The organism is Stenotrophomonas sp. Sm2128, assembly GCF_030985535.1.
GTDB classification, from domain to species: domain Bacteria; phylum Pseudomonadota; class Gammaproteobacteria; order Xanthomonadales; family Xanthomonadaceae; genus Stenotrophomonas; species Stenotrophomonas maltophilia.
In genome coordinates this window covers 1-17,388 of record NZ_JAPTFQ010000009.1, presented here as the reverse complement: position 1 = coordinate 17,388, position 17,388 = coordinate 1, and the positions used below count along the sequence as shown (strand labels likewise).

General features: G+C 66.0%; 17 protein-coding genes. 10 read left to right on the top strand and 7 right to left on the bottom strand.

Translation table 11 applies throughout. The annotated features are described in order from the left end of the window. Complete coding sequence (locus O0K41_RS04460) at window positions 1-1,431, top strand: serine hydrolase domain-containing protein (protein WP_164222196.1); 1,431 nt, start codon at window positions 1-3, stop codon at window positions 1,429-1,431. Between the two features lie 16 nt (window positions 1,432-1,447). Here O0K41_RS04460 and O0K41_RS04455 read toward each other — a convergent pair whose 3' ends face one another. Then, window positions 1,448-1,840: a DUF3037 domain-containing protein gene (locus O0K41_RS04455; RefSeq protein WP_005413894.1), complete on the bottom strand. Its 393-nt coding sequence runs from the start codon at window positions 1,838-1,840 to the stop codon at window positions 1,448-1,450. After that, window positions 1,818-2,594: a HipA family kinase gene (locus O0K41_RS04450; protein WP_164255479.1), complete on the bottom strand. Its 777-nt coding sequence runs from the start codon at window positions 2,592-2,594 to the stop codon at window positions 1,818-1,820. Before O0K41_RS04450 ends, O0K41_RS04455 begins: the two co-directional genes overlap by 23 nt. A 239-nt stretch (window positions 2,595-2,833) precedes the next feature. On the opposite strand from O0K41_RS04450, the gene O0K41_RS04445 reads away from it, so the two are divergent. The 3 genes from O0K41_RS04445 (at window position 2,834) to O0K41_RS04435 (ending at window position 6,304) form a co-directional block, all read left to right on the top strand. Beyond that, window positions 2,834-3,163 carry a hypothetical protein gene (locus O0K41_RS04445; RefSeq protein ID WP_005413891.1) on the top strand — a complete coding sequence of 110 codons (330 nt, stop codon included), beginning with the start codon at window positions 2,834-2,836 and terminating at the stop codon, window positions 3,161-3,163. 167 nt (window positions 3,164-3,330) lie between these two features. Then, entirely contained in the window at window positions 3,331-5,793 is a 2,463-nt protein-coding gene (locus O0K41_RS04440) for a prolyl oligopeptidase family serine peptidase (RefSeq protein ID WP_164222200.1), read from the top strand. A 190-nt stretch (window positions 5,794-5,983) separates the two neighbouring features. Next, window positions 5,984-6,304: a hypothetical protein gene (locus tag O0K41_RS04435; RefSeq protein ID WP_005410210.1), complete on the top strand. Its 321-nt coding sequence runs from the start codon at window positions 5,984-5,986 to the stop codon at window positions 6,302-6,304. 10 nt (window positions 6,305-6,314) lie between these two features. On the opposite strand, the gene O0K41_RS04430 is transcribed toward O0K41_RS04435, so the two are convergent. Further along, window positions 6,315-7,298 (bottom strand): hypothetical protein, encoded by a 984-nt coding sequence (locus tag O0K41_RS04430; protein WP_024957218.1) that lies wholly within the window; start codon window positions 7,296-7,298, stop codon window positions 6,315-6,317. 138 nt (window positions 7,299-7,436) lie between these two features. Between O0K41_RS04430 and O0K41_RS04425 the strand changes: the two genes are divergently transcribed. Together O0K41_RS04425 and O0K41_RS04420 are read left to right on the top strand one after the other, a co-directional pair. Beyond that, window positions 7,437-8,402 carry a DUF2268 domain-containing putative Zn-dependent protease gene (locus O0K41_RS04425; protein WP_049449019.1) on the top strand — a complete coding sequence of 322 codons (966 nt, stop codon included), beginning with the start codon at window positions 7,437-7,439 and terminating at the stop codon, window positions 8,400-8,402. A 49-nt stretch (window positions 8,403-8,451) separates the two neighbouring features. Continuing rightward, window positions 8,452-9,243 carry an SGNH/GDSL hydrolase family protein gene (locus O0K41_RS04420; protein WP_088436576.1) on the top strand — a complete coding sequence of 264 codons (792 nt, stop codon included), beginning with the start codon at window positions 8,452-8,454 and terminating at the stop codon, window positions 9,241-9,243. A 105-nt stretch (window positions 9,244-9,348) separates the two neighbouring features. Here O0K41_RS04420 and O0K41_RS04415 read toward each other — a convergent pair whose 3' ends face one another. Then, window positions 9,349-9,894: a thioesterase family protein gene (locus tag O0K41_RS04415; protein WP_164222202.1), complete on the bottom strand. Its 546-nt coding sequence runs from the start codon at window positions 9,892-9,894 to the stop codon at window positions 9,349-9,351. A gap of 69 nt (window positions 9,895-9,963) precedes the next feature. On the opposite strand from O0K41_RS04415, the gene O0K41_RS04410 reads away from it, so the two are divergent. Next, the gene (locus tag O0K41_RS04410; RefSeq protein ID WP_065183680.1) at window positions 9,964-10,539 is read left to right on the top strand and encodes a TetR/AcrR family transcriptional regulator; all 576 of its coding nucleotides are present in this window, start codon (window positions 9,964-9,966) and stop codon (window positions 10,537-10,539) included. A 34-nt stretch (window positions 10,540-10,573) separates the two neighbouring features. Here the strand turns inward: O0K41_RS04410 and O0K41_RS04405 are convergent, their stop codons facing one another. After that, complete coding sequence (locus tag O0K41_RS04405) at window positions 10,574-10,885, bottom strand: hypothetical protein (RefSeq protein WP_237398654.1); 312 nt, start codon at window positions 10,883-10,885, stop codon at window positions 10,574-10,576. Between the two features lie 314 nt (window positions 10,886-11,199). Here O0K41_RS04405 and O0K41_RS04400 point away from each other — a divergent pair, with 314 nt between their 5' ends. From O0K41_RS04400 to O0K41_RS04390, 3 genes are read left to right on the top strand one after another with little or no spacing between them, the layout of a single operon-like run. Next, the gene (locus tag O0K41_RS04400) at window positions 11,200-12,105 is read left to right on the top strand and encodes an energy transducer TonB (protein WP_239503563.1); all 906 of its coding nucleotides are present in this window, start codon (window positions 11,200-11,202) and stop codon (window positions 12,103-12,105) included. Beyond that, window positions 12,105-13,040: a hypothetical protein gene (locus O0K41_RS04395; RefSeq protein ID WP_164222204.1), complete on the top strand. Its 936-nt coding sequence runs from the start codon at window positions 12,105-12,107 to the stop codon at window positions 13,038-13,040. The genes O0K41_RS04400 and O0K41_RS04395 overlap by 1 nt, the downstream gene beginning before the upstream one ends. Further along, window positions 12,989-13,507, top strand: a complete 519-nt coding sequence (locus O0K41_RS04390) for a hypothetical protein (protein ID WP_164222206.1) — start codon at window positions 12,989-12,991, stop codon at window positions 13,505-13,507. Before O0K41_RS04395 ends, O0K41_RS04390 begins: the two co-directional genes overlap by 52 nt. A gap of 46 nt (window positions 13,508-13,553) precedes the next feature. Here O0K41_RS04390 and O0K41_RS04385 read toward each other — a convergent pair whose 3' ends face one another. Together O0K41_RS04385 and O0K41_RS04380 are read right to left on the bottom strand one after the other, a co-directional pair. Further along, window positions 13,554-15,665: a TonB-dependent receptor gene (locus tag O0K41_RS04385; protein WP_164222208.1), complete on the bottom strand. Its 2,112-nt coding sequence runs from the start codon at window positions 15,663-15,665 to the stop codon at window positions 13,554-13,556. Window positions 15,666-15,858: 193 nt separating this feature from the next. Further along, complete coding sequence (locus O0K41_RS04380; protein WP_164222209.1) at window positions 15,859-17,295, bottom strand: serine hydrolase domain-containing protein; 1,437 nt, start codon at window positions 17,293-17,295, stop codon at window positions 15,859-15,861. Between the last annotated feature and the right edge of the window lie 93 nt (window positions 17,296-17,388).

Below are 17,388 nucleotides of genomic sequence, written 5' to 3'. Positions count from 1 at the left end.
ATGAAGGCTGTTGGACGCCTGTTTCTCTGCAATGCGTTGGCCTGTTTGATCCTGGGTGCCACGTCGGCGTTTCCGGCAGTTGGCGCAGCATCTTCCGAGCGCGAACATCCACGTGCGCAGGATGCCATCGATGACTGGCTTGCGGCCTTCAATGCAGGCAGCCTCGAGGGGTTGCAGGCATTTGCCGACAGATATGCGAAGCAGGAGGGCAGCACTCCCAAGGACTATCTCGAGTTCCGCGAGAGCACCGGCCCGCTGAACGTGCTGGAAACACTCGAGCGCGCGCCCAGCCAGGCGAAGCTGCTGGTAATGGGCCAGCTGAGCGAACGTGCGATGTGGGTGACGGCGGTCATGGACCCGGCCAACCCGTCGCACGTGAAGCAGTTCCAGATCGAGGGCACTGATACGCCGGACAAGTACAAGCCGGAACGGGTTGCTGTGCCCGCGCTGATGGCCGATGCCACAGCAAAACTGGAGGCGCTGCGGGCTCAGGACGCGCTGTCGGGTGCATTGCAGGTGGCACGGAACGGCAAGGTGCCGCTGGACTGGCGCGGTGGCGAGGCCGATCGTACCGCTGGCATTCCAGTGGGCGTGGATACGCAGTTCCGCCTTGCGTCCTCCAACAAGATGTTCACTGCAGTGGCCATCCTGCAGCTGATGCAGGAGGGCAAGCTCAGCCTTGATGACACGATAGGCAAGTTCCTGCCGGACTATCCGAACAGGGTGGTAGCCAACAGCGTGACCGTACGCCATCTGCTGTCACATACCAGCGGTCTGGGTGATTTCTTCGGCGACGATTTCGAGCAGTATTCCGCGTCGTTGAAGACGCTGGATGACTACGTGCAGCGCTTTGCCAAGGATGCGCCGCAGTTCACGCCGGGCAGCCAGGACAGCTACTCCAACTATGGCTTCATCGTATTGGGGCGCATCATCGAAGCGGTTTCGGGGCAGTCGTACTACGCCTATGTGGACGAGCACATCCTGCGCCCGGCGGGCATGACCGGCACCGGCTTCGAGCCGGAATCAGTGAACGTCCCGCAGCGAGCCGTCGCCTACTCGAAGAAGGATGGGCAATGGGTCCGTGAAACGAAGTCGCTGCCCTGGCGCGGCATGTCAGCCGGTGGTGGCTACAGCACGGTGGCCGACATGGTGAAATTCGCCGGGGCACTGCAAAGCGGAAAGCTGGTCTCGCCCGCATTGCTGAAGCAGGCCACCACCGCGCAGAACCACAAGGGCTGGTATGGATTCGGCTTCGTGGTGCAGGGCGAGGGCAGGGAACACCAGTATGGCCATGAAGGCGGTGCGCCCGGATCGAACAGTGCCATCGTGGTGATGCCCGCACTGGGCTATGTGATCGTTGGCCTGGCCAATGTCGATCCGGATGCGATCGGCAACGTGGTCAACTACATCGCGCGTAGAGTGCCGCTGTGAACGCGGCAGGTGCCGGTCATTCCGGTACCCGCACCATCTTCGTCATCAAGTGTTCCACCACACCCGCAGGGTCCGCCGTGCGGCCCACATGCGTGCTCGACATCTGCACGATCGAGCTGCGCTTGGCGGTAAGGAAGTGGAAGCGGGCACGCGCGGGCAGTTGCGCGATCGGCCCGGCGCTGGCGTCGCCGCGGCAGATGGCCACGATCGCATCCAGCCATGGTTGCAGCGCCTCCTGGTCCAACGCCGGCGCGAAGGCACGCAGGCGCGCAGGATCGATCTCGATGGCCGCTTCCAGATGGCGCGCGCCAGGGCAGGAGACGATCACCCCGACGTTGATGAACTCCTCGCGTTCCACCCGCGGTACCACGCGGATGACCGCATAGTCATACGTGTGCAGCGTGGGCACGGATGGCCTCCTGCACGAACACCGCACGCACTTTCAGGCGGTGCTTGAGATAATCGATGTAACCCTGGCGGTAGGCTTGGGCGCTGTCGAACGCCGGCTCGTTGACCAGCCAGCTGTCCGGCACCAGGCCGACGATGCGTTCGATCTCGGCATCGGTCAGGCGCGCGGCCAGCTCGGCATCCACCTCGGCGATGCGACTGGCGAACGACAGCAGCACATGATCGCGGATCAACACGAACGGCTTTTCGCAGGCATCGCCGGCGTTGGCCCAGTCGTGATGGAAGTACATGGCCGCACCGTGGTCGATCAGGTACAGCTTTCGATGCCATACCATCAGGTTGGGGTTGCGGGTGGTGCGATCGACATTGCTGGTGAACGCATCGAACCAGACGATGCGCGAGGCGAGGTCTGGATCCACCGGCATTGCCGCCGGATCGTAATTGATCGCGCCGGGCAGATAGTCCAGGCCCAGGTTCAGGCCCTCGCTGGCGCGGATCAGCTCCTGGATTTCCGGGTCGGGCTCGGTGCGGGCGAACTCGCGGTCCAGCTCGACGAACAGGATTTCCGGAATCGGCAGGCCCAGCGTGCGTGCCATCTCGCCGGCGATCAGCTCGGCGATCAACGCTTTCGGGCCCTGGCCGGCGCCACGGAACTTCAGCACGGCCATGCCGTCGTCGTCGGTCTCGACCACGGCCGGCAGGGAGCCACCTTCCCGCAAGGGCGTGATGTAGCGGAGGGCATGTACGGTGCGCATGCGTGCATTCTAGCGTGGGTGCAGGCGCAACCCTCTGACCGGCGGGGACCGATTTCGGCCTTCACCTGTCCCTTCCGCCTGCGATGGCAGCATCCTGCTGCAGGAACCCTTGGGTTCATGGGCGTACTGGCACTCTCGATGCAGAGGCTCCAGGCTGGGTACCTGCTCGGCTGCCAGCGACGCGCACTGCGAAGCGGAAACCTCATCCACGATGTCCTGCAGGCTACGGAGGTGCACCGATGAGCGACGAATTCACTCCCATTCTGCCGACCTTGGACGATGCCAAGGCGGAAGAAATGATCGGCAAGGTCGTACTGGTCGGGGTTACCCGCTATGGCGGCGACGGTCAGGTAAAGGGGCTGGAGCAGTACGCCGGCACGGTGCTGCGCATCAGCGCCGACGAGGGCGTGGTGCTGGCCGACGAGAATGATGGCCACGAGCGCTACCTGCCACCGATGCTGGACCAGTACCAACCAGCCGAACCCGGCGAGTACCGCATGCGCACCAGCGGCATGATCGTGGTCGACCCCGACTACCTGGCCACCTGGGACCTGCACGCGCAGCAGTAGTGCCAGGCCATGCCTGGCAGGTGCCGGCAGTTCCCCGGCACCTCCCGGAGCCGCACTTTGCCCCATCCGGCCACTAGTCCTTCCGGCCCATTCACGACAACCCCTGCGGTGCTAGATTCGGGTCCATGCCCGATTCCGGGCGCCCATTCACACCCCAGGGGATAAGGATGCTCATCCGTCGAACCTCTCTGGCAGCGGCGGTTGCCGTTGCCACCGTCGGCCTGCTGGCCGCTGGCCCGGCGCTTGCCGATTACGCGAAGCCGCCGGAACACCTGCTCAAGGTGTTGAAGGCACCGCCGCCGCCGGCGCCGAACGTGGCCCCGGGCGGCCAGCGCCTGCTGCTGACCACCGCGCAAACCTACCCGTCGATCAGCCGCGTCGCCCAGCCGTACCTGAAGCTGGCCGGCGTGCGCCTGGAGCCGAAGAACCGCAGCCGCCATGACACGCCCGGTGGCTACGGCATTCCGGCCTGCGTGGCCGACTTCACCCTGGTCGACATCGGCAGCGGCAAGGAAACCAAGGTCAACCTGCCGCAGGGCTGCGCCACCGGCGCGCTGTGGTCGGCCGATGGCAGCCATTTCGCCTTCCAGAATGCGGTTGATACCAGCGTGCAGCTGTGGGTGGGCGATGCGGCCACCGGGCAGGTGAAGCAGGTGCCGAATGTGCAGCTGAACCCGATCTTCGGCTACACCGTGCAGTGGCTGGGCGGCAGCCAGAACCTGCTGGTGAAACTCGTACCGGCCAACCAGGGCCCGGCACCTTCCAACGGCGGCGTACCGACCGGCCCGGATGCACAGGAGTCGCTGGGCAGCAGTGGCGAGAGCAGCACCTACGAGGCCCGCGACACGCTGACCAGCGTGCATGACGAGAAGCTGTTCGCTTATTACGGTGCCTCGCAGCTGGCCGTGGTCGATACCGCCGCCAACAGCGTGCGTCCGGTCGGGCAGCCGGCGCTGTTCAACGAAGTCAGCGCCGCACCCGATGGCGTGCACGTGCTGACCGAATCGATCAAGGCGCCGTACTCGCATGCGGTGACCTACCAGCGCTTCGCCAACGACGTGGCCGTGCTGGACATCGCCAGCGGCAAATCCACGCCGATTGCCAGCCTGCCGCTGGCCGATCGCGTACCGGTGCATGGCGTGCCGGAAGGCCCGCGTGGCTTCGACTGGCGTGCCACCGATCCAGCCACCCTGGTCTATGCCGAGGCACTGGACAAGGGCGACTGGAAGGTCAACGTGCCGCACCGCGACCGCGTGCTGATGCTGAAGGCCCCGTTCAACGGCAAGCCGACCGAAATCACCCGTACCGCGCAGCGATTTGAGGGCTTCGCGTGGACCGCCGATCCGGCCGTGGCGTTCCAGTACGAGAACGACGAGAACCGCCACTGGATGCAGACCCGCATCGTCGATGTGGACCAGCCGAAGAAGGAAGGCCGCCTGCTGTGGGACATGTCCAGCGACGAGCTGTATGGCAACCCCGGCAACCTGGTCTTTACCCGCCTGCCGAATGGCGCGCAGGTGGTGCGCCGTGAGGGCAACCATGTGTTCCTCAGCGGCCGTGGCGCGTCGCCGCAGGGCGACCGTCCGTTCCTGGACCGCCTGGACCTGGGCACCCTGAAGAGCGAGCGCCTGTTCCGCAGCAGTGCCGACGCCTACGAACAGTTCCTCGGTTTCAGCAGCACGCCGGGGCGCTACCTGACCTGGCACCAGTCGGTGATCGATCCGCCGAATGCCTTCATCCGCCAGCAGGGTGAGGCAGTGGCTGATGCGAAGGCCGGCGAGGCGCAGTTCGCGTCCACCGCGACCGCGCTGACCAAGCTGGTCGACCCGACCCCGGAAGTGCGCCAGATCAAGAAGCAGCTGGTGACCTACAAGCGTGCCGATGGCGTGGACCTGTCGTTCACCCTGTACACGCCGCCGGGCTACAAGGAAGGCCAGCGCGTGCCGGCGATCCTGTATGCGTACCCGGCCGACTTCGCCAATGCCGCGCAGGCCGGCCAGGTGTCCGGTTCGCAGCAGACCTTCACCCGTCTGCAGCCGTACCGCCTGATGCTGCTGGCCGGCTACGCGATCATCGACAACGCCTCGTTCCCGATCGTGGGTGACCCGAAGAACGCCTACGACACCTACCTGGAGCAGCTGGAAGCCGACGCCAAGGCGGCGGTGGACAAGGCCGTGGACATGGGCGTGGTCGACCGCAACCGCATCGGCGTGACCGGTCACAGCCACGGCGGCCTGATGACCGCCAACCTGATCGCGCACACCAAGCTGTTCAAGGCCGGCGTGGCGACCAGCGGTTCGTACAACAAGACCTTCACCCCGTTCGGCTTCCAGAACGAACGCCGCTCGGTCTGGCAGGCGCAGGACGTATACCTGAAGGCCTCGCCGTTCTTCTATGCCGACAAGATCAAGCTGCCGCTGCTGCTGGTCCACGGCGAGGACGACGCCAACCCGGGCACCGAGCCGTTCCAGTCGCGCAAGCTGTACCAGGCCATTCGTGGCAACGGCGGCACCACCCGCCTGGTGATGCTACCGAACGAACCGCACTGGTACACCGCGCTGGAGTCGAACGAGCAGCTGGTGTCGGAAATGCTGAACTGGTTCGACACCTACGTGAAGAACGCCAAGTGAGGGAACAGGAAGGCCACCTCCGGGTGGCCTTCCAGCATCCTGCTGTAGCGCCGAGCCCACGCTCGGCTGTAACCAGCCGCACGTGCTCTGCAATCAACTGTGGAGACTCGGTAACGACGTGTTACCGGCACATTCGCGTGCCACGCAGATGGGCTAGGCTGGCCCTGTGAGTTCGTCCCGGGTCGGTGCAATGAAAGCCATCGTTCTTGCTGCAACGTTGTCGTTGGTCCTGGTTTCAAACGCCCATGCCCAGTCGCTGCCCACCGAGCTGGCGCAGCTGGGGATCATCGCCGGCATGCCCTACGCCAAGGCCAAGCGCCTGCTGGATGCTGCGGGATGGCAGGTGAAGCCGGCGCAGGGCGCGCCGGAATCGCTGGAGGGCTTTCCGGAAGTGGGGTGCCAGAAGGGCGGGAAGCAGTGCGCGACGACCTTCGAGAAGGGTGAACAGCAGATTGCGGTGCGGCTGGGCACTACCCTGGCAGGGCAGCCGTTCGTGCAGAGCGCTGATTGAGCACCCGAGCTCACGCCAGCGGCAGGCGGTCCTGCGCATGCGCCAACCGGTCATGCAGTTCGCGCACGTGCTCGGCCTTGGCATGGATGCGCGTGGTATCACCGAAACTGCGCAGGTAGGCGCACGCGGCGAAGCCGGCACTCTTCTTTTCGTACTCGGCAATCCAGGCCAGGCGATCCGGGTTGTTGGCCTGCTCGGCTGACCACGCGGCCACCGGCGGACGGATGCGGTACCTCAGGCCAACGCGCCACGGCTTTGGTGTCAGGCGCGCACGGAAGCAGTGCTGCAGCCGGCACATGCGCGCGTACAGGGTGTCGGCGCCCAGCGTTCTGAAGAACGCCTGCAGCTGCTCGTCTTCGGGCAGGAACGTGGCGTGCATGGCCAGCACGCGCAATCCAGCCGGCGTGCGGTACGTACGCAGATGCCAGTCCGGATGCTGTTCGCTGAAGGCCGCGACCCGCTGCAGGGCCACGCCTTCGGCGCCACCGGCCGCGGCCAGGCGCCGCTTGCGCTGCATCAGCATCGCCGTGTTGACCAGCAGCACCGCTGCCACCCCCAGCACCAGTCCCACCAGCCAGTGCCAGAGCAGAGTGCCGATGACGGCGCCAGCGAACAGCAGCACTGCGGCGATGATTGCAGGCATCACGCAACCGGCAGGTGGCTGCGCATGATCTATGTCGGCGAACAGCACGTCCGGGGTGTTCAGGCACAGCGCACCGTAGCTGTTGCGTGTAATGATGACGTCGCCGTCGCGCTGCACGATCTGCTCGCGGATCGGCACGCCCTCCACGCCGTAGTTGCTGCGCACTTCGCGTCGCGGAAGCGCCTGCCCGGCGAGGATGGCATTGAGGGCTTCGTTGGCGCGGCGATCGGCGTGCACCTGCGCCTCGGCAGGGCCTTCGTCGGACCAGCCGAAGCGGCGCACGACCACCGGCCGGCCACGGAAACGGGCCTGCAGGCGGGCTTCGGCCCAGTACGCGGGAACGATCATCATCGTGCGGTGCTCCATCTTCCATGGCAGGTGCCGAAGCGAGTCTGGCACAGCGCCGGTGCGCCCGCATCCGCCTGCTGCAGTGGGCCGGGCGGAGTGATAGATTGCGCGCTTCGCATGCACTCCACCAAGGACGGAGCGATGTTCATGATCCTGCGCGGCCTGTTGGCCCTGGCCTGTGCCGGGGCGGTAGGCGTGGCCACCGCAGCGGTACCGGCAGGGCCGCAGATCCTCACCGAGGATGTCAGCCGTTTCTATGCACTTTATGACAGCGCCGGCGGTAAACCCAGCGTTGCGCAGCTGCGTGGATACCTGGCCGAGGGGTCGGCCGGCCTGGCCGAACTGGCCAAGTCGCGCCGGGTCACTCCCGAACGCATTGCCGAGTCCATCGCCAGCCAGCCCGAGCTGTATGCACAGGGACGAAACTGCCTGGCCGAACTGCCCGCGGTGAAGCAACGCCTGACGCAGGTGTTTTCCAACCTGCAGGCGATCTACCCGCAGACCCGGTTCCCACCGGTGACCATCGCGGTGGGCCGCGGCCGGCCGGTCGGGCTGACCTCGAAAAGCGGCGTGATCGTTGGTCTGGAAGCGCTGTGCGCGGCCGACTTCATGAATTCCAATGTGCAGGATCGCTTCGTGCATGTGATCGCACACGAATACGTGCACATCCAGCAGACCGGCCTGATCGACTTCGAGCCGGGTGACCCGCGCGCGACAGTGCTGCGTGTTTCGCTGGGCGAGGGCATCGCCGAATTCATCACCGAGCTGATTTCCGGCAACGTCGGCAATGGGCGTCACGCGGCCTGGACCCGTGGCCGGGAAGTGCATATCGAAAGCGCGTTCGCGCTGGATCTGGACAGCACCGATCTGTCGCCGTGGCTGTACAACTACAAGCCTGGCTCGCAGGAACCCTACGACCTGGGGTACTGGGTGGGTTACCGCATCGCCAAGGCCTATTACCTGCAGGCCAAGGACAAGCGTGATGCGGTGCGTGCGCTGATCCAGCAGGACAACCCGAAAACGATCCTGGCCGCCAGCGGCTGGACGCCGGGCATGTGGATGCCGGCGAAGGTGACCGGTGTGGCGGCGCGTACGGCTGCACGCTGAGCACAGGGCAGGGCGTTAGACTGCGCAAGATGATTTCAGGAGTACCCGCATGCGTGGACCTGTTGAGCTTGCCGCTGCAACCGTCGTGACGTTGGGCCTCGCGTTGGCTTCTCCGCTGGGTGCCGCCGAAGCCGTCGCAGTCAATCCGCTGCTGCAGACGCCCATCGACCAGTTGCGCCCCGACGAGGTTCGTTTCATGCAGCAGCGCCTGGCCGATTTTCCGGAGCTGCAGCGCTATCGTGATGCCAACGCGCAACTGCCTGCGGCAGTGCCGGGCCAGCCGCGCGTGGTGTTCTTCGGCGACTCGATCACCGAAGGCTGGGGTGCGGAAGGCAGCGCTGGATTCTTCCCCGGCAAGGGCTGGCTCAACCGTGGCATCAGTGGCCAGACCACGGCGCAGATGCTGGTGCGCTTCCCGCAGGACGTGCTGGCACTGAAGCCACAGGTGGTGGTGATCCTGGCCGGCACCAACGACATTGCCGGCAACACCGGCCCGTCCACGCAGGCGATGATCGAGGACAACCTGCACGCGATGGTGGACCTGGCGCGTGCACATGGCATCGCCGTGGTGCTGGCATCGGTGCTGCCGGTCAGCGATTACCCGTGGCTGCCGGGCACGGCACCTGCGCCCAAGGTGCGCGCATTGAACGCGGCATTGAAGCGCTATGCCGATGCACAGCAGCTGGTCTATCTGGACTACTACACGCCGATGGCCAATGCCGCCGGAGGGCTCGATCCGCAGCTGGCCGAGGATGGCGTGCATCCCACGGCGAAGGGCTATGCGGTGATGGCGCCGTTGGCCGAGGCAGCGGTCAAACGCGCGCTGGAGCATGGAAACTGATCACCAGCGGATCGGCTATGCCGATCGGGTGCGACATCCAACTGCAGCGCGGGCCGCCAGCGTCGCGGGGGAAATCACCCCATGCAGATAGCCGCCATCTGAAGCTCAGGCGTCGTCCTGCTTCAACGCCGCGTCGGCCGCCAGCAGCGCCTCGGCGGCTGCACTGAGCGGCGGCGAGGGCGGGGCAACCACGCCGATCGCTTCCATCATCTTAGGCATGCCCAGGAACTGGCGCGCGCGACGGTCGTAGATGCCGGTGACCAGCAGCGCACGGGTGGCGATCTTCTGCTCGGGCCCGATCAGCACGCGCTGCTCCATGATGCCGCGCGAGCCGACCCAGCCGACCAGGCGCGTTTCCAAGGTGAAGTGCTGGAACGGCTTCAGTTCGCGGCGGAACTGGATGGTGCCGGCGCCGACGATCGGCGCCCACTTCTCGCGCAGCGCCACCCGGCCCAGGCCCATGCGCAGGATCAGGTCCAGCCGGCCCAGATCGAAGATGTTCCAGTAGCGGCCGTTGGTCATGTGCAGGTTGCTGTCCAGGTCGTTGGGCAGTACCCGGAACTGCAGCCGCGAGACCCCGAACGGCGCCTCCAGCTTCGGCCGGAACAGGCTGCACAGCAGCAGGTGGAGCAGGCGGAACCAGAGATTCATGGTTATGACGACTGTTATAGAATCGCCGGTACGCTAATGTATGGCGACTGTCCTGGCAAGGAGCCTGCCGTGAGCCCGCGCCCCTCTGATGCGCCACAACGCGTGATTGATGCTGCGGCACAGATGCTGGCGCGCGTGGGTCTCAATGCCACCAGCATCCGTGAGGTGACCAAGCTGGCCGAGGCGCCGCTGGGTTCCACCTATCACCACTTTCCCGGCGGCAAGCAGGAGCTGCTGGCGCGCGCCACCCACATGGCTGGCGACAAGGTGGAGGCGCTTCTCGTTGAGTTGTTGAAGGGCGGGGCCGTGCAGGGCCTGCAGCAGTTCCTGGCGATGTGGCGCGAGCGCCTGCTGCGGTCCGGTTTCCGCGCGGGTTGTCCGGTGCTGGCCGCTGCCGTCGAAGAGCCGGTCGAGGCGGTTACCAGCCAACCGCGCGTGGCCGCCGCAGAGGTGTTCGTGCGCTGGCAGGGGCATCTGGCCGCAGCCTTCATTGCCGACGGCCACGAACCTGCGGCGGCGGATGGACTGGCCAGCCTGGTGATCGCCAGCGTGGAAGGCGCCGTGGCGATGTGCCGCGCACTGCAGGACATCGCCCCGTTCGACCAGGTGGCCGCGCAGTTGCTGAAGGCCGCCGCGCCTCCTTGATCCGGCTATACGTGTGCGGAAGACGCGCAGCAGGTCATCGGAAGATCATCAGGTAGCCCCAGCCGAGCACGATGGGCAGGAAGGCAGCGATGGCCGACGCGCCAACCCAACGCAGGTAGCTGCGGGAGGCGGGGGATCCCTGCCGCTTGAGGGCCCAGGCATGCGTCGGGAGCACCAGCAACGCCTGCACCGCAAAGGTGGCCACGGCGGCAAGCCATGCCACCAGGACGCCGAGGCAGCCATCGCTGAAGCAGCGGCTACCAAACCACGAACCCCAACCGGCGAGGCCAATCATTGGAACGAACATCACGAGCGCGGTGGCGCGGGTGAACTGGGAGGCGTGCATGCCGTGGCGCATAGCTCTTCTGGTGGAAAATCATAATCCAGCCGCCGGCGCGCGGGTACAAGGCCGGCGCCAGTGCGGCCTGTGGGTGATGGACCCACGGCCCCATCGCGCTAGAATCCGTCCACCACCGCCTACGCGTGCCCGGCAAGGATGTCCGCATGCAGTATCAGGTTTCTGAGGTCCCTGGCCGCAATGCCACGCGCCCGCTGGCGGCGGCATGAAGAACTCGCGCCATTTTTCCATCAGTGCATTGAAGTTGCCCAGAAGCCGCGGCAGTGAAGTCGTGCGTGCGGCTGGCCGCGCACGCGGTGGCCATGATCGTCGCGTTGACCGGCGCCACCGTTTCCTCTGTGCTTCCCTTTTCCAGGATCTTCATGCGACAGCGCATTGCACGGAAACGCGTCCTGGCCACAACGGTCGTTCTATCGATGGTTGCGGTCGTAGCGCTGCTGGCCAGCGTGCGCCCGCAGTGGCGGCGGGAAGTCGGCCCGCCGCCGATCAATCTGGGAACGGCACGGATGCAGGCCGAAGTGATGGCAGAGCTCATCGACCTGCGACCGACACCGCCAGGAAAGCCGCCGGTTCCACCGACTCCAATGAAGGGAGTCTCCTCCCCGATGCTGGCCGGTAACAGTGGGTTCGTGACCGCAGCGGTGCGGTTGGAAGACGTCGCGCCAGCACCCTTCGAGCCGCCCAGCTGGGAGCCCGACATTCCATTCGCTGTGATGGAATGGACTGCGCCTTCCTGCGGTGAAGGATATCCCGCCCCGGTCTGCCAGGTTCGTCACAGCGTGGTCGAGTGGCGCGATGATGACAGTGCGGCGTCCTTTCAACTGCAGCGGCATCTGGAGTCGATGCTGCAGGTTGCGAACCGCCGGGCTTCACGGGTACCCGATCTCGCGTTCGAGCTTGCACACGTGCGGGCGCAACGGATGACGTGGGACGAGCTTCAGCAACGGCGCGCGCGCGGTATCGAGGGATGCACGGGTGGCCCGGGCAATCCGGATCTGGGCGTTGTCTATCTGCAGCGTCCTGTGTTCAGCCTGGACGGGAACTGGGCAATGGCATCGGTCGCCTCGGATCTGTGCAGTGGAGGAACGGCGATGCGTGTCCTCTACCTTCTGCATCGCAGGAAGGGCGGCTGGGAGCGTATTCGAGTGGAGCCTGTCCGCCATATGGGCGTTGGACACGGCCTGTGGCCCGCGTTGGCGGAGTCGTGATGACAGATACCTCGTTCAAGCCAGACCGTGACTGCCGACAACGGATCACCTGGCGACGCATTGCGTCGCTGGCGGCGGCGCTGTCGGCCTTGGCGCTCATGGCCGGGATCTGCAGCCTGCGCCCGAGGTGGCAGCAGGAGATCGGTCGGCTACCGATCAACCTGGGAACAGCGCAGATGCAGGCGGAGGCGATGGCGCTGGCGATCCGGCAGAGCCCCCCATTCCCCCCTCCACCCCCACCAGTGCCGCAGCCAACGCCAGTTCTGCCATCGTCGCTGAGCGAGGTGCCCAGCGCACCGCAGACACCGTCCACGCGCGTTGATCAATGGCGCTCGCAGGAACAGCCGCAGTTGACCGACCCGGTGGGGGAGGACATCTACGTGATGGAGCAGACCTTGCCCTATTGCTGGCCGGGCAGCAGTGCCTCCATCTGCCAGGAGGTGGACGATCTGGTCCTGCCGCTGGACGATTGGTGGTCGCCGGACATCCATGCGCTGCGGTTGCAGCTGCAGCCGGACCTGGTTCCCGCCAATCGCCGGTCCACGCCAGTGCCTGCGGCCGCATTGGCCGGTGCGCAGCGGATGGACGGCGCGGGGCTTCGAGCGCTGTGGGAGCAGGGGTGCGGGGCAACGGTGCATGGGCCGACTCGGACATACGACCACGTCGCCTATCTGACCCGGCCTGTTTTCAGCGTCGATGGGCAGTGGGCTATGATTGCGGTCGCCTGGGATTCGTGTCCCGACGATTTCGTCTACCGGGAGCTTGTCGTGCTGCATCGGGAACAAGGACGCTGGATGGCCGAACCCGGAACGGGGTCTGGGCGGCGTATGGGACGGCCGCATACTGCGGCCCTGGACGTACAACCACTGACGAGGAAGAGCGCATGGATGTCGCTGCACGCAGGAACAGGACGTTGTTTCGTTGGATCATGGTGACGCTGCTGGCGGTACTGATGCCGTTTGCAGCGCTGGCGCAGCCCGGAGCCCGGCAGGCCGATGGCGCCGAAGCCGCCACTGCCGCGGAAGAGGCGCGATGCCGCGCCTGCAGCTATGAGCGTATCGGGCACAAGGTCGATATCGGGCTGGTTGCACTGGTGTCGCTGCTGGTGGTGGGCCTGCTGGTAGCGGCGTCCCGCGAGTGGGGCACCACCTCGCAGCGCTGGACCTGCCGCACGCTGGCTCTGTTGCTGATGGGTGTCGGTGTGGCATTGCTGTGGTGGGCTGGCAGCGTCGTCTACCTGGGCTACAACCCGTGGCAGGAAATGGCCGCCCCTGTCGATGGTTCGCTTACCTCGACACTGCTCAACACCTCACCGAAGTGGCTGGCGGCGCTGGCGTTGATTGGTTTCGCACCTTCCATCTGGAAGCGCAGCGAGCGCCTGCCGGCCTGGCGTATCGGCTGATCCTGGAACGACGGCGCCGGATCACACCCGGCGCCGCCTGCGGTCATCAGTCAAACCGCAAACGCACACCAGCGTAGATGCCACGGCCTTCGCCTGGCGTCGAGCGGGCAATATCCCTGCCTGCGTCGTCGTAGCCCGGCGTGACCGTGGCGGCGTAGTGGCGGTTGCCGAGGTTGCGCATCTCCGCCCAGGCCTGCCAGCGGCCACCGGGTGCGTCGTAGCCGATGCGGCTGCCGAAGATTACATGGCTGTCAGCCCAGTAGCTGTTGGCGTAGTCGACGGCGATGCGCGAGGCGTATTCGGTATTGAGCGCGGCGTACAGGCCGGATGCATGATCGAAGCGCAGCTCGGCCTGGTAGGCGTGGCGCGGCAGGCCGGGCAGGCGGTTGCTGCCGAAACGCGCGTCGTGGCGATAGCGGAAATCGCTGAAGGTATACGCCTGGCGCAGCGACAGGCGGCCCGGTGCAGCCTGCCACAGCGTGCTGTCCAATCCGGCCTCGATGCCGCGGTGAACGGTGGGGCTGGCGTTGTTCTCGGCGATGAACAGGTTCGGCACCGGTTGCAGTTCGACGCTCAGCAGTTCGTGGTTCACGTGAGCGTAGTAGCCGGTCAGTTCCCAGCGGCCCAGCGCGGCGTCACCGCGCGCGCCCAGTTCCAGCGTGGTGGCGGTCTGGTTCTGCATCGGCACCGGCGCGCGCTGGCGGCCGCTGGACGGGCCATTGCCCGGCCCGAAGTACTGGTTCGAGCCCCAGATCATCGACCACGGATGTGGCGCCTCCACCGAGCGGCTGAGGTTGCCGAACCACTGGGTCTGGGCGCTGTGCTGCCAAGTGAAGCCCAGTCGCGGCGCATAGTCCCAGTCGTGGTCGCGCAGGCGGCCACCGCTGCTTGGCCAGGTCACCTGCACATCGCGGCGGGTGTTGATCAGCGCCAGCCCGGTCTGCATGCGCAGACGGTCGTTCAACGCCAGGGTGTTGCTGACGTGCAGCGTGCTGTCGGTGCCGTGGTGCCGGAAGTCACGCGTGCGCGTACCGGCGGCATAGCCGTTGCTGGCAAAGCGCAGCGACTCGCGCACATCGGCGTCCAGATCGTGGGTGACGCGCAGGCCGACCGTGGTCTCGCTGTCCAGGCCGAACAGCCGATGGCGGCGGCGGTAGTCCAGCGTGGCGTTGAGGTTGGCGTAGTCCAGCTGCTGCCGGTACAGGCTCTCGTTCAAGTCCATCGGGTACTTGTGATAGACCAGCCCGGCCTGCAACGAGGAGTCCTCATCGATCTGCAGCGTGGTGACGTTGCCCACCCAGGTGCTGCCCGGCTGCGGGCGACGTGCATCGATGGCCAGGTTGGCCGCATTCGCGGCACGCGGATCGTTGCGGATCTGATCGCGGGTCAGGCGGCCGGGCGTTTCATGATTGGTTTCGCGATAGCGCACAAAGAAGCGCGTCTGCAGGTCGGGCGTGATCTGCCATCCCACATTCGCCATCGCACCCTTGCCGTCGCCGCGCGCATGACGCTGGTAACCGTCGAATTCGGTATCGGTGTAGGCCAGGAAGTAGTCGACATCACCACTGACGTCGCCCCAGCTGATGCCGCGCTTCTGGTAGCCACGGCTGCCGGCTTCGTAGTGCAGCTGCACGCCCGCCGAATCACGACCGCTGCGGCTGACGTAGTCGATGGCACCACCCAGCGCCAACGCACCGCGCTCGAAGCCGTTGGCGCCGCGCAGGACTTCCACGCGCGACAGCCACAGCGGTTCCAGCAGCTCGTAGGGCGTGCCCCCCGGGCCGGTCAGTGGCAGGCCGTCGATCGACACCGCAATACCCGAGGCGTGCGCGCCCGGGCCCCGGTTGATGCCCGAGCCACGGATCGAGATCTTGGTGCCCTCATTACCCGGCGACTGCGCGCTGATACCCGGCTGGTAGGCCAGCACATCGGCGCTGGTGGACAGTCGGCTGTCGGCCTTGGCCACGTCGATCAGGTTGCTGGCGCCGGGCACGCGCTTCAGCGCCTCGCGCGCCTGCGCGCTGGCATCGGCGGCAGCGGTGACCTGCACGGCATCCAGCGTGGTGGCCTGTGGGGCCGCAGCGGCGGTGGAAGAGAGGCCGAGGGAAACGGCCAGGAACAGCAGCGAGGGGGTGGGGCGGTACGACGAGAGCGACATGCGGGAATGCTGTAAACCACCAAAGTGGCGCGCAAGTTAATAGGTCGGCGGCGTCACGTCACCCGTCGCTCACGTATGGCCGCCCGCAACATCCATGTAGAGCCGAGTCCATGCTCGGCTATCGCGCGCAGCGCGGGTCTCCTGAGATCGCAACGAAGAGCAGCCGAGCATGGGCTCGGCTCTGCAGCAGGGTTTAGGGCGAGGGCTTCGCCAGCGCCTTGGCCTTCGCGTACAGCGCCTTGGCAATCTCTGCATCGCCCAATGCCGCATGGCACTCGGCCAGGCTGTCCCACGCGTTGGCCGAATCCGGATACAACTCGGCGTTGAGCGCGAACACTTTCAGTGCCTTGCTGGCACCCAGACTCTCGCGGATGGCATAGCCATCGGCATTGATCGCACGTTCCAGTTCATCGGTGGGAACGCCATTGCTGTCGCGCAGCCAGCTACGCATTCGCGGTTTCGCATCGGTGCTGTCATCCAGCGCATAGCCGATCAGCCGCTCGGACAGCACAGCGTGCGGAAACTCCCCGGGCGCAACCACCGCCATCGTGCTCTCCACCAGCGTGCTGGACCAGACATTGCGGGCGCTGCCGTTGGTCAGGTACACGAACATCCAGTAGCCACTGGCCAGCGTGCCCTTGTAGGCCAGCCGGGCACGTACGCGGGTGCCGCCGTCATGGCCGACCTGGGTGTAGTCGTCGCTTCGGGTGGTGTCCCAACCGGTGGAGAAGAAATTGCTGCCGCCACCGCTCAGTTTCTGCGGCTGCCAGAGCTTTTCCAGGGTCGCCGTGCGCACCAGCTTTCCGCTCGCCAGCGCCTGCAGGAAACGGTTCATGTCGCCCACGGTGGTCTGCAGATCGGCATGGCCCCAGCCGTAGTCCGGCCAGGCATCTTCATTGGCCGGCTGCAGCTGGCCGTCCTTGCCGGTGTAAGGCACCGCCGCGCGCTTGGCTGGCACGCTGGCAACGCCCCACGAGGTGCTGGTCATCTTCAGCGGTTGCAGGATGCGTTCGCGAGCGATGGCCGGGTAGGGCTTGCGGTAGTGCGCTTGCAGCAACGCCGTCAGCACCAGGTAGTTGGCCTGGGTGTACTGCACGCGGCTGCCGGTGGCGAACTGCATCGGTGTCGCGCCGGCTACCTTCAGTGCAGCGCCAAGGTCAGGGGCTACACCGGGGTAGCCCTTGCTGACCCAACGGTTGTCGACACGATCGTAGTACTCGCCGATACCCGAGCTGTGGTTGAGGAAATCGCGCACGTGGATTGCCTGCCATGCTGCAGGCAGGTCCGGCACATAGCGGCTGGCCGGTGCATCCAGATCCACCTTGCCCTGGTCGACCAACTGCATCACCAGCGTGCTGGTCAGCAGCTTGGCCATCGACTGCGCGGCGAAGATGGTCTCGACGGTGGCGGGCGCATGGGTAGCGGGATCACGTTCACCGCTGGCGCCCTGGTACAGCACCTGACCGTTGTGGGCGACCAGTACCGCCTGGCCGGCGATGCCGTAGCGTTCGCGGTTGGTCTGCAGTTGGGTGCTGAGCTGCTTGGAAAGATCGCCGGCAGTTTCAAGCGCCGAAACGGGTGGGATCGCAAACAGCGTGCAGAGCAATGCAACGGCCAGGGTGCGGTACATCGCGGTGATCCATCAGCGGTGATGGCGCATGTTGGTCACGTCGGAAGAGCGGGTCAAGGGCACCGATTCCCGCATCAGGGAGAGCCGGGGGGG

Coding starts and splice junctions, on each gene's coding strand:
- O0K41_RS04435 (WP_005410210.1), top strand. CDS start 5,984: ATGAAAGCCATCGTTCTTGCTGCAACGTTGTCGTTGGTCCTGGTTTCA.
- O0K41_RS04415 (WP_164222202.1), bottom strand. CDS start 9,894: ATGAATCTCTGGTTCCGCCTGCTCCACCTGCTGCTGTGCAGCCTGTTC.
- O0K41_RS04390 (WP_164222206.1), top strand. CDS start 12,989: ATGGATGTCGCTGCACGCAGGAACAGGACGTTGTTTCGTTGGATCATG.
- O0K41_RS04450 (WP_164255479.1), bottom strand. CDS start 2,594: ATGCGCACCGTACATGCCCTCCGCTACATCACGCCCTTGCGGGAAGGT.
- O0K41_RS04440 (WP_164222200.1), top strand. CDS start 3,331: ATGCTCATCCGTCGAACCTCTCTGGCAGCGGCGGTTGCCGTTGCCACC.
- O0K41_RS04385 (WP_164222208.1), bottom strand. CDS start 15,665: ATGTCGCTCTCGTCGTACCGCCCCACCCCCTCGCTGCTGTTCCTGGCC.
- O0K41_RS04460 (WP_164222196.1), top strand. CDS start 1: ATGAAGGCTGTTGGACGCCTGTTTCTCTGCAATGCGTTGGCCTGTTTG.
- O0K41_RS04425 (WP_049449019.1), top strand. CDS start 7,437: ATGTTCATGATCCTGCGCGGCCTGTTGGCCCTGGCCTGTGCCGGGGCG.
- O0K41_RS04430 (WP_024957218.1), bottom strand. CDS start 7,298: ATGATGATCGTTCCCGCGTACTGGGCCGAAGCCCGCCTGCAGGCCCGT.
- O0K41_RS04380 (WP_164222209.1), bottom strand. CDS start 17,295: ATGTACCGCACCCTGGCCGTTGCATTGCTCTGCACGCTGTTTGCGATC.
- O0K41_RS04400 (WP_239503563.1), top strand. CDS start 11,200: ATGATCGTCGCGTTGACCGGCGCCACCGTTTCCTCTGTGCTTCCCTTT.
- O0K41_RS04420 (WP_088436576.1), top strand. CDS start 8,452: ATGCGTGGACCTGTTGAGCTTGCCGCTGCAACCGTCGTGACGTTGGGC.
- O0K41_RS04405 (WP_237398654.1), bottom strand. CDS start 10,885: ATGCACGCCTCCCAGTTCACCCGCGCCACCGCGCTCGTGATGTTCGTT.
- O0K41_RS04395 (WP_164222204.1), top strand. CDS start 12,105: ATGACAGATACCTCGTTCAAGCCAGACCGTGACTGCCGACAACGGATC.
- O0K41_RS04445 (WP_005413891.1), top strand. CDS start 2,834: ATGAGCGACGAATTCACTCCCATTCTGCCGACCTTGGACGATGCCAAG.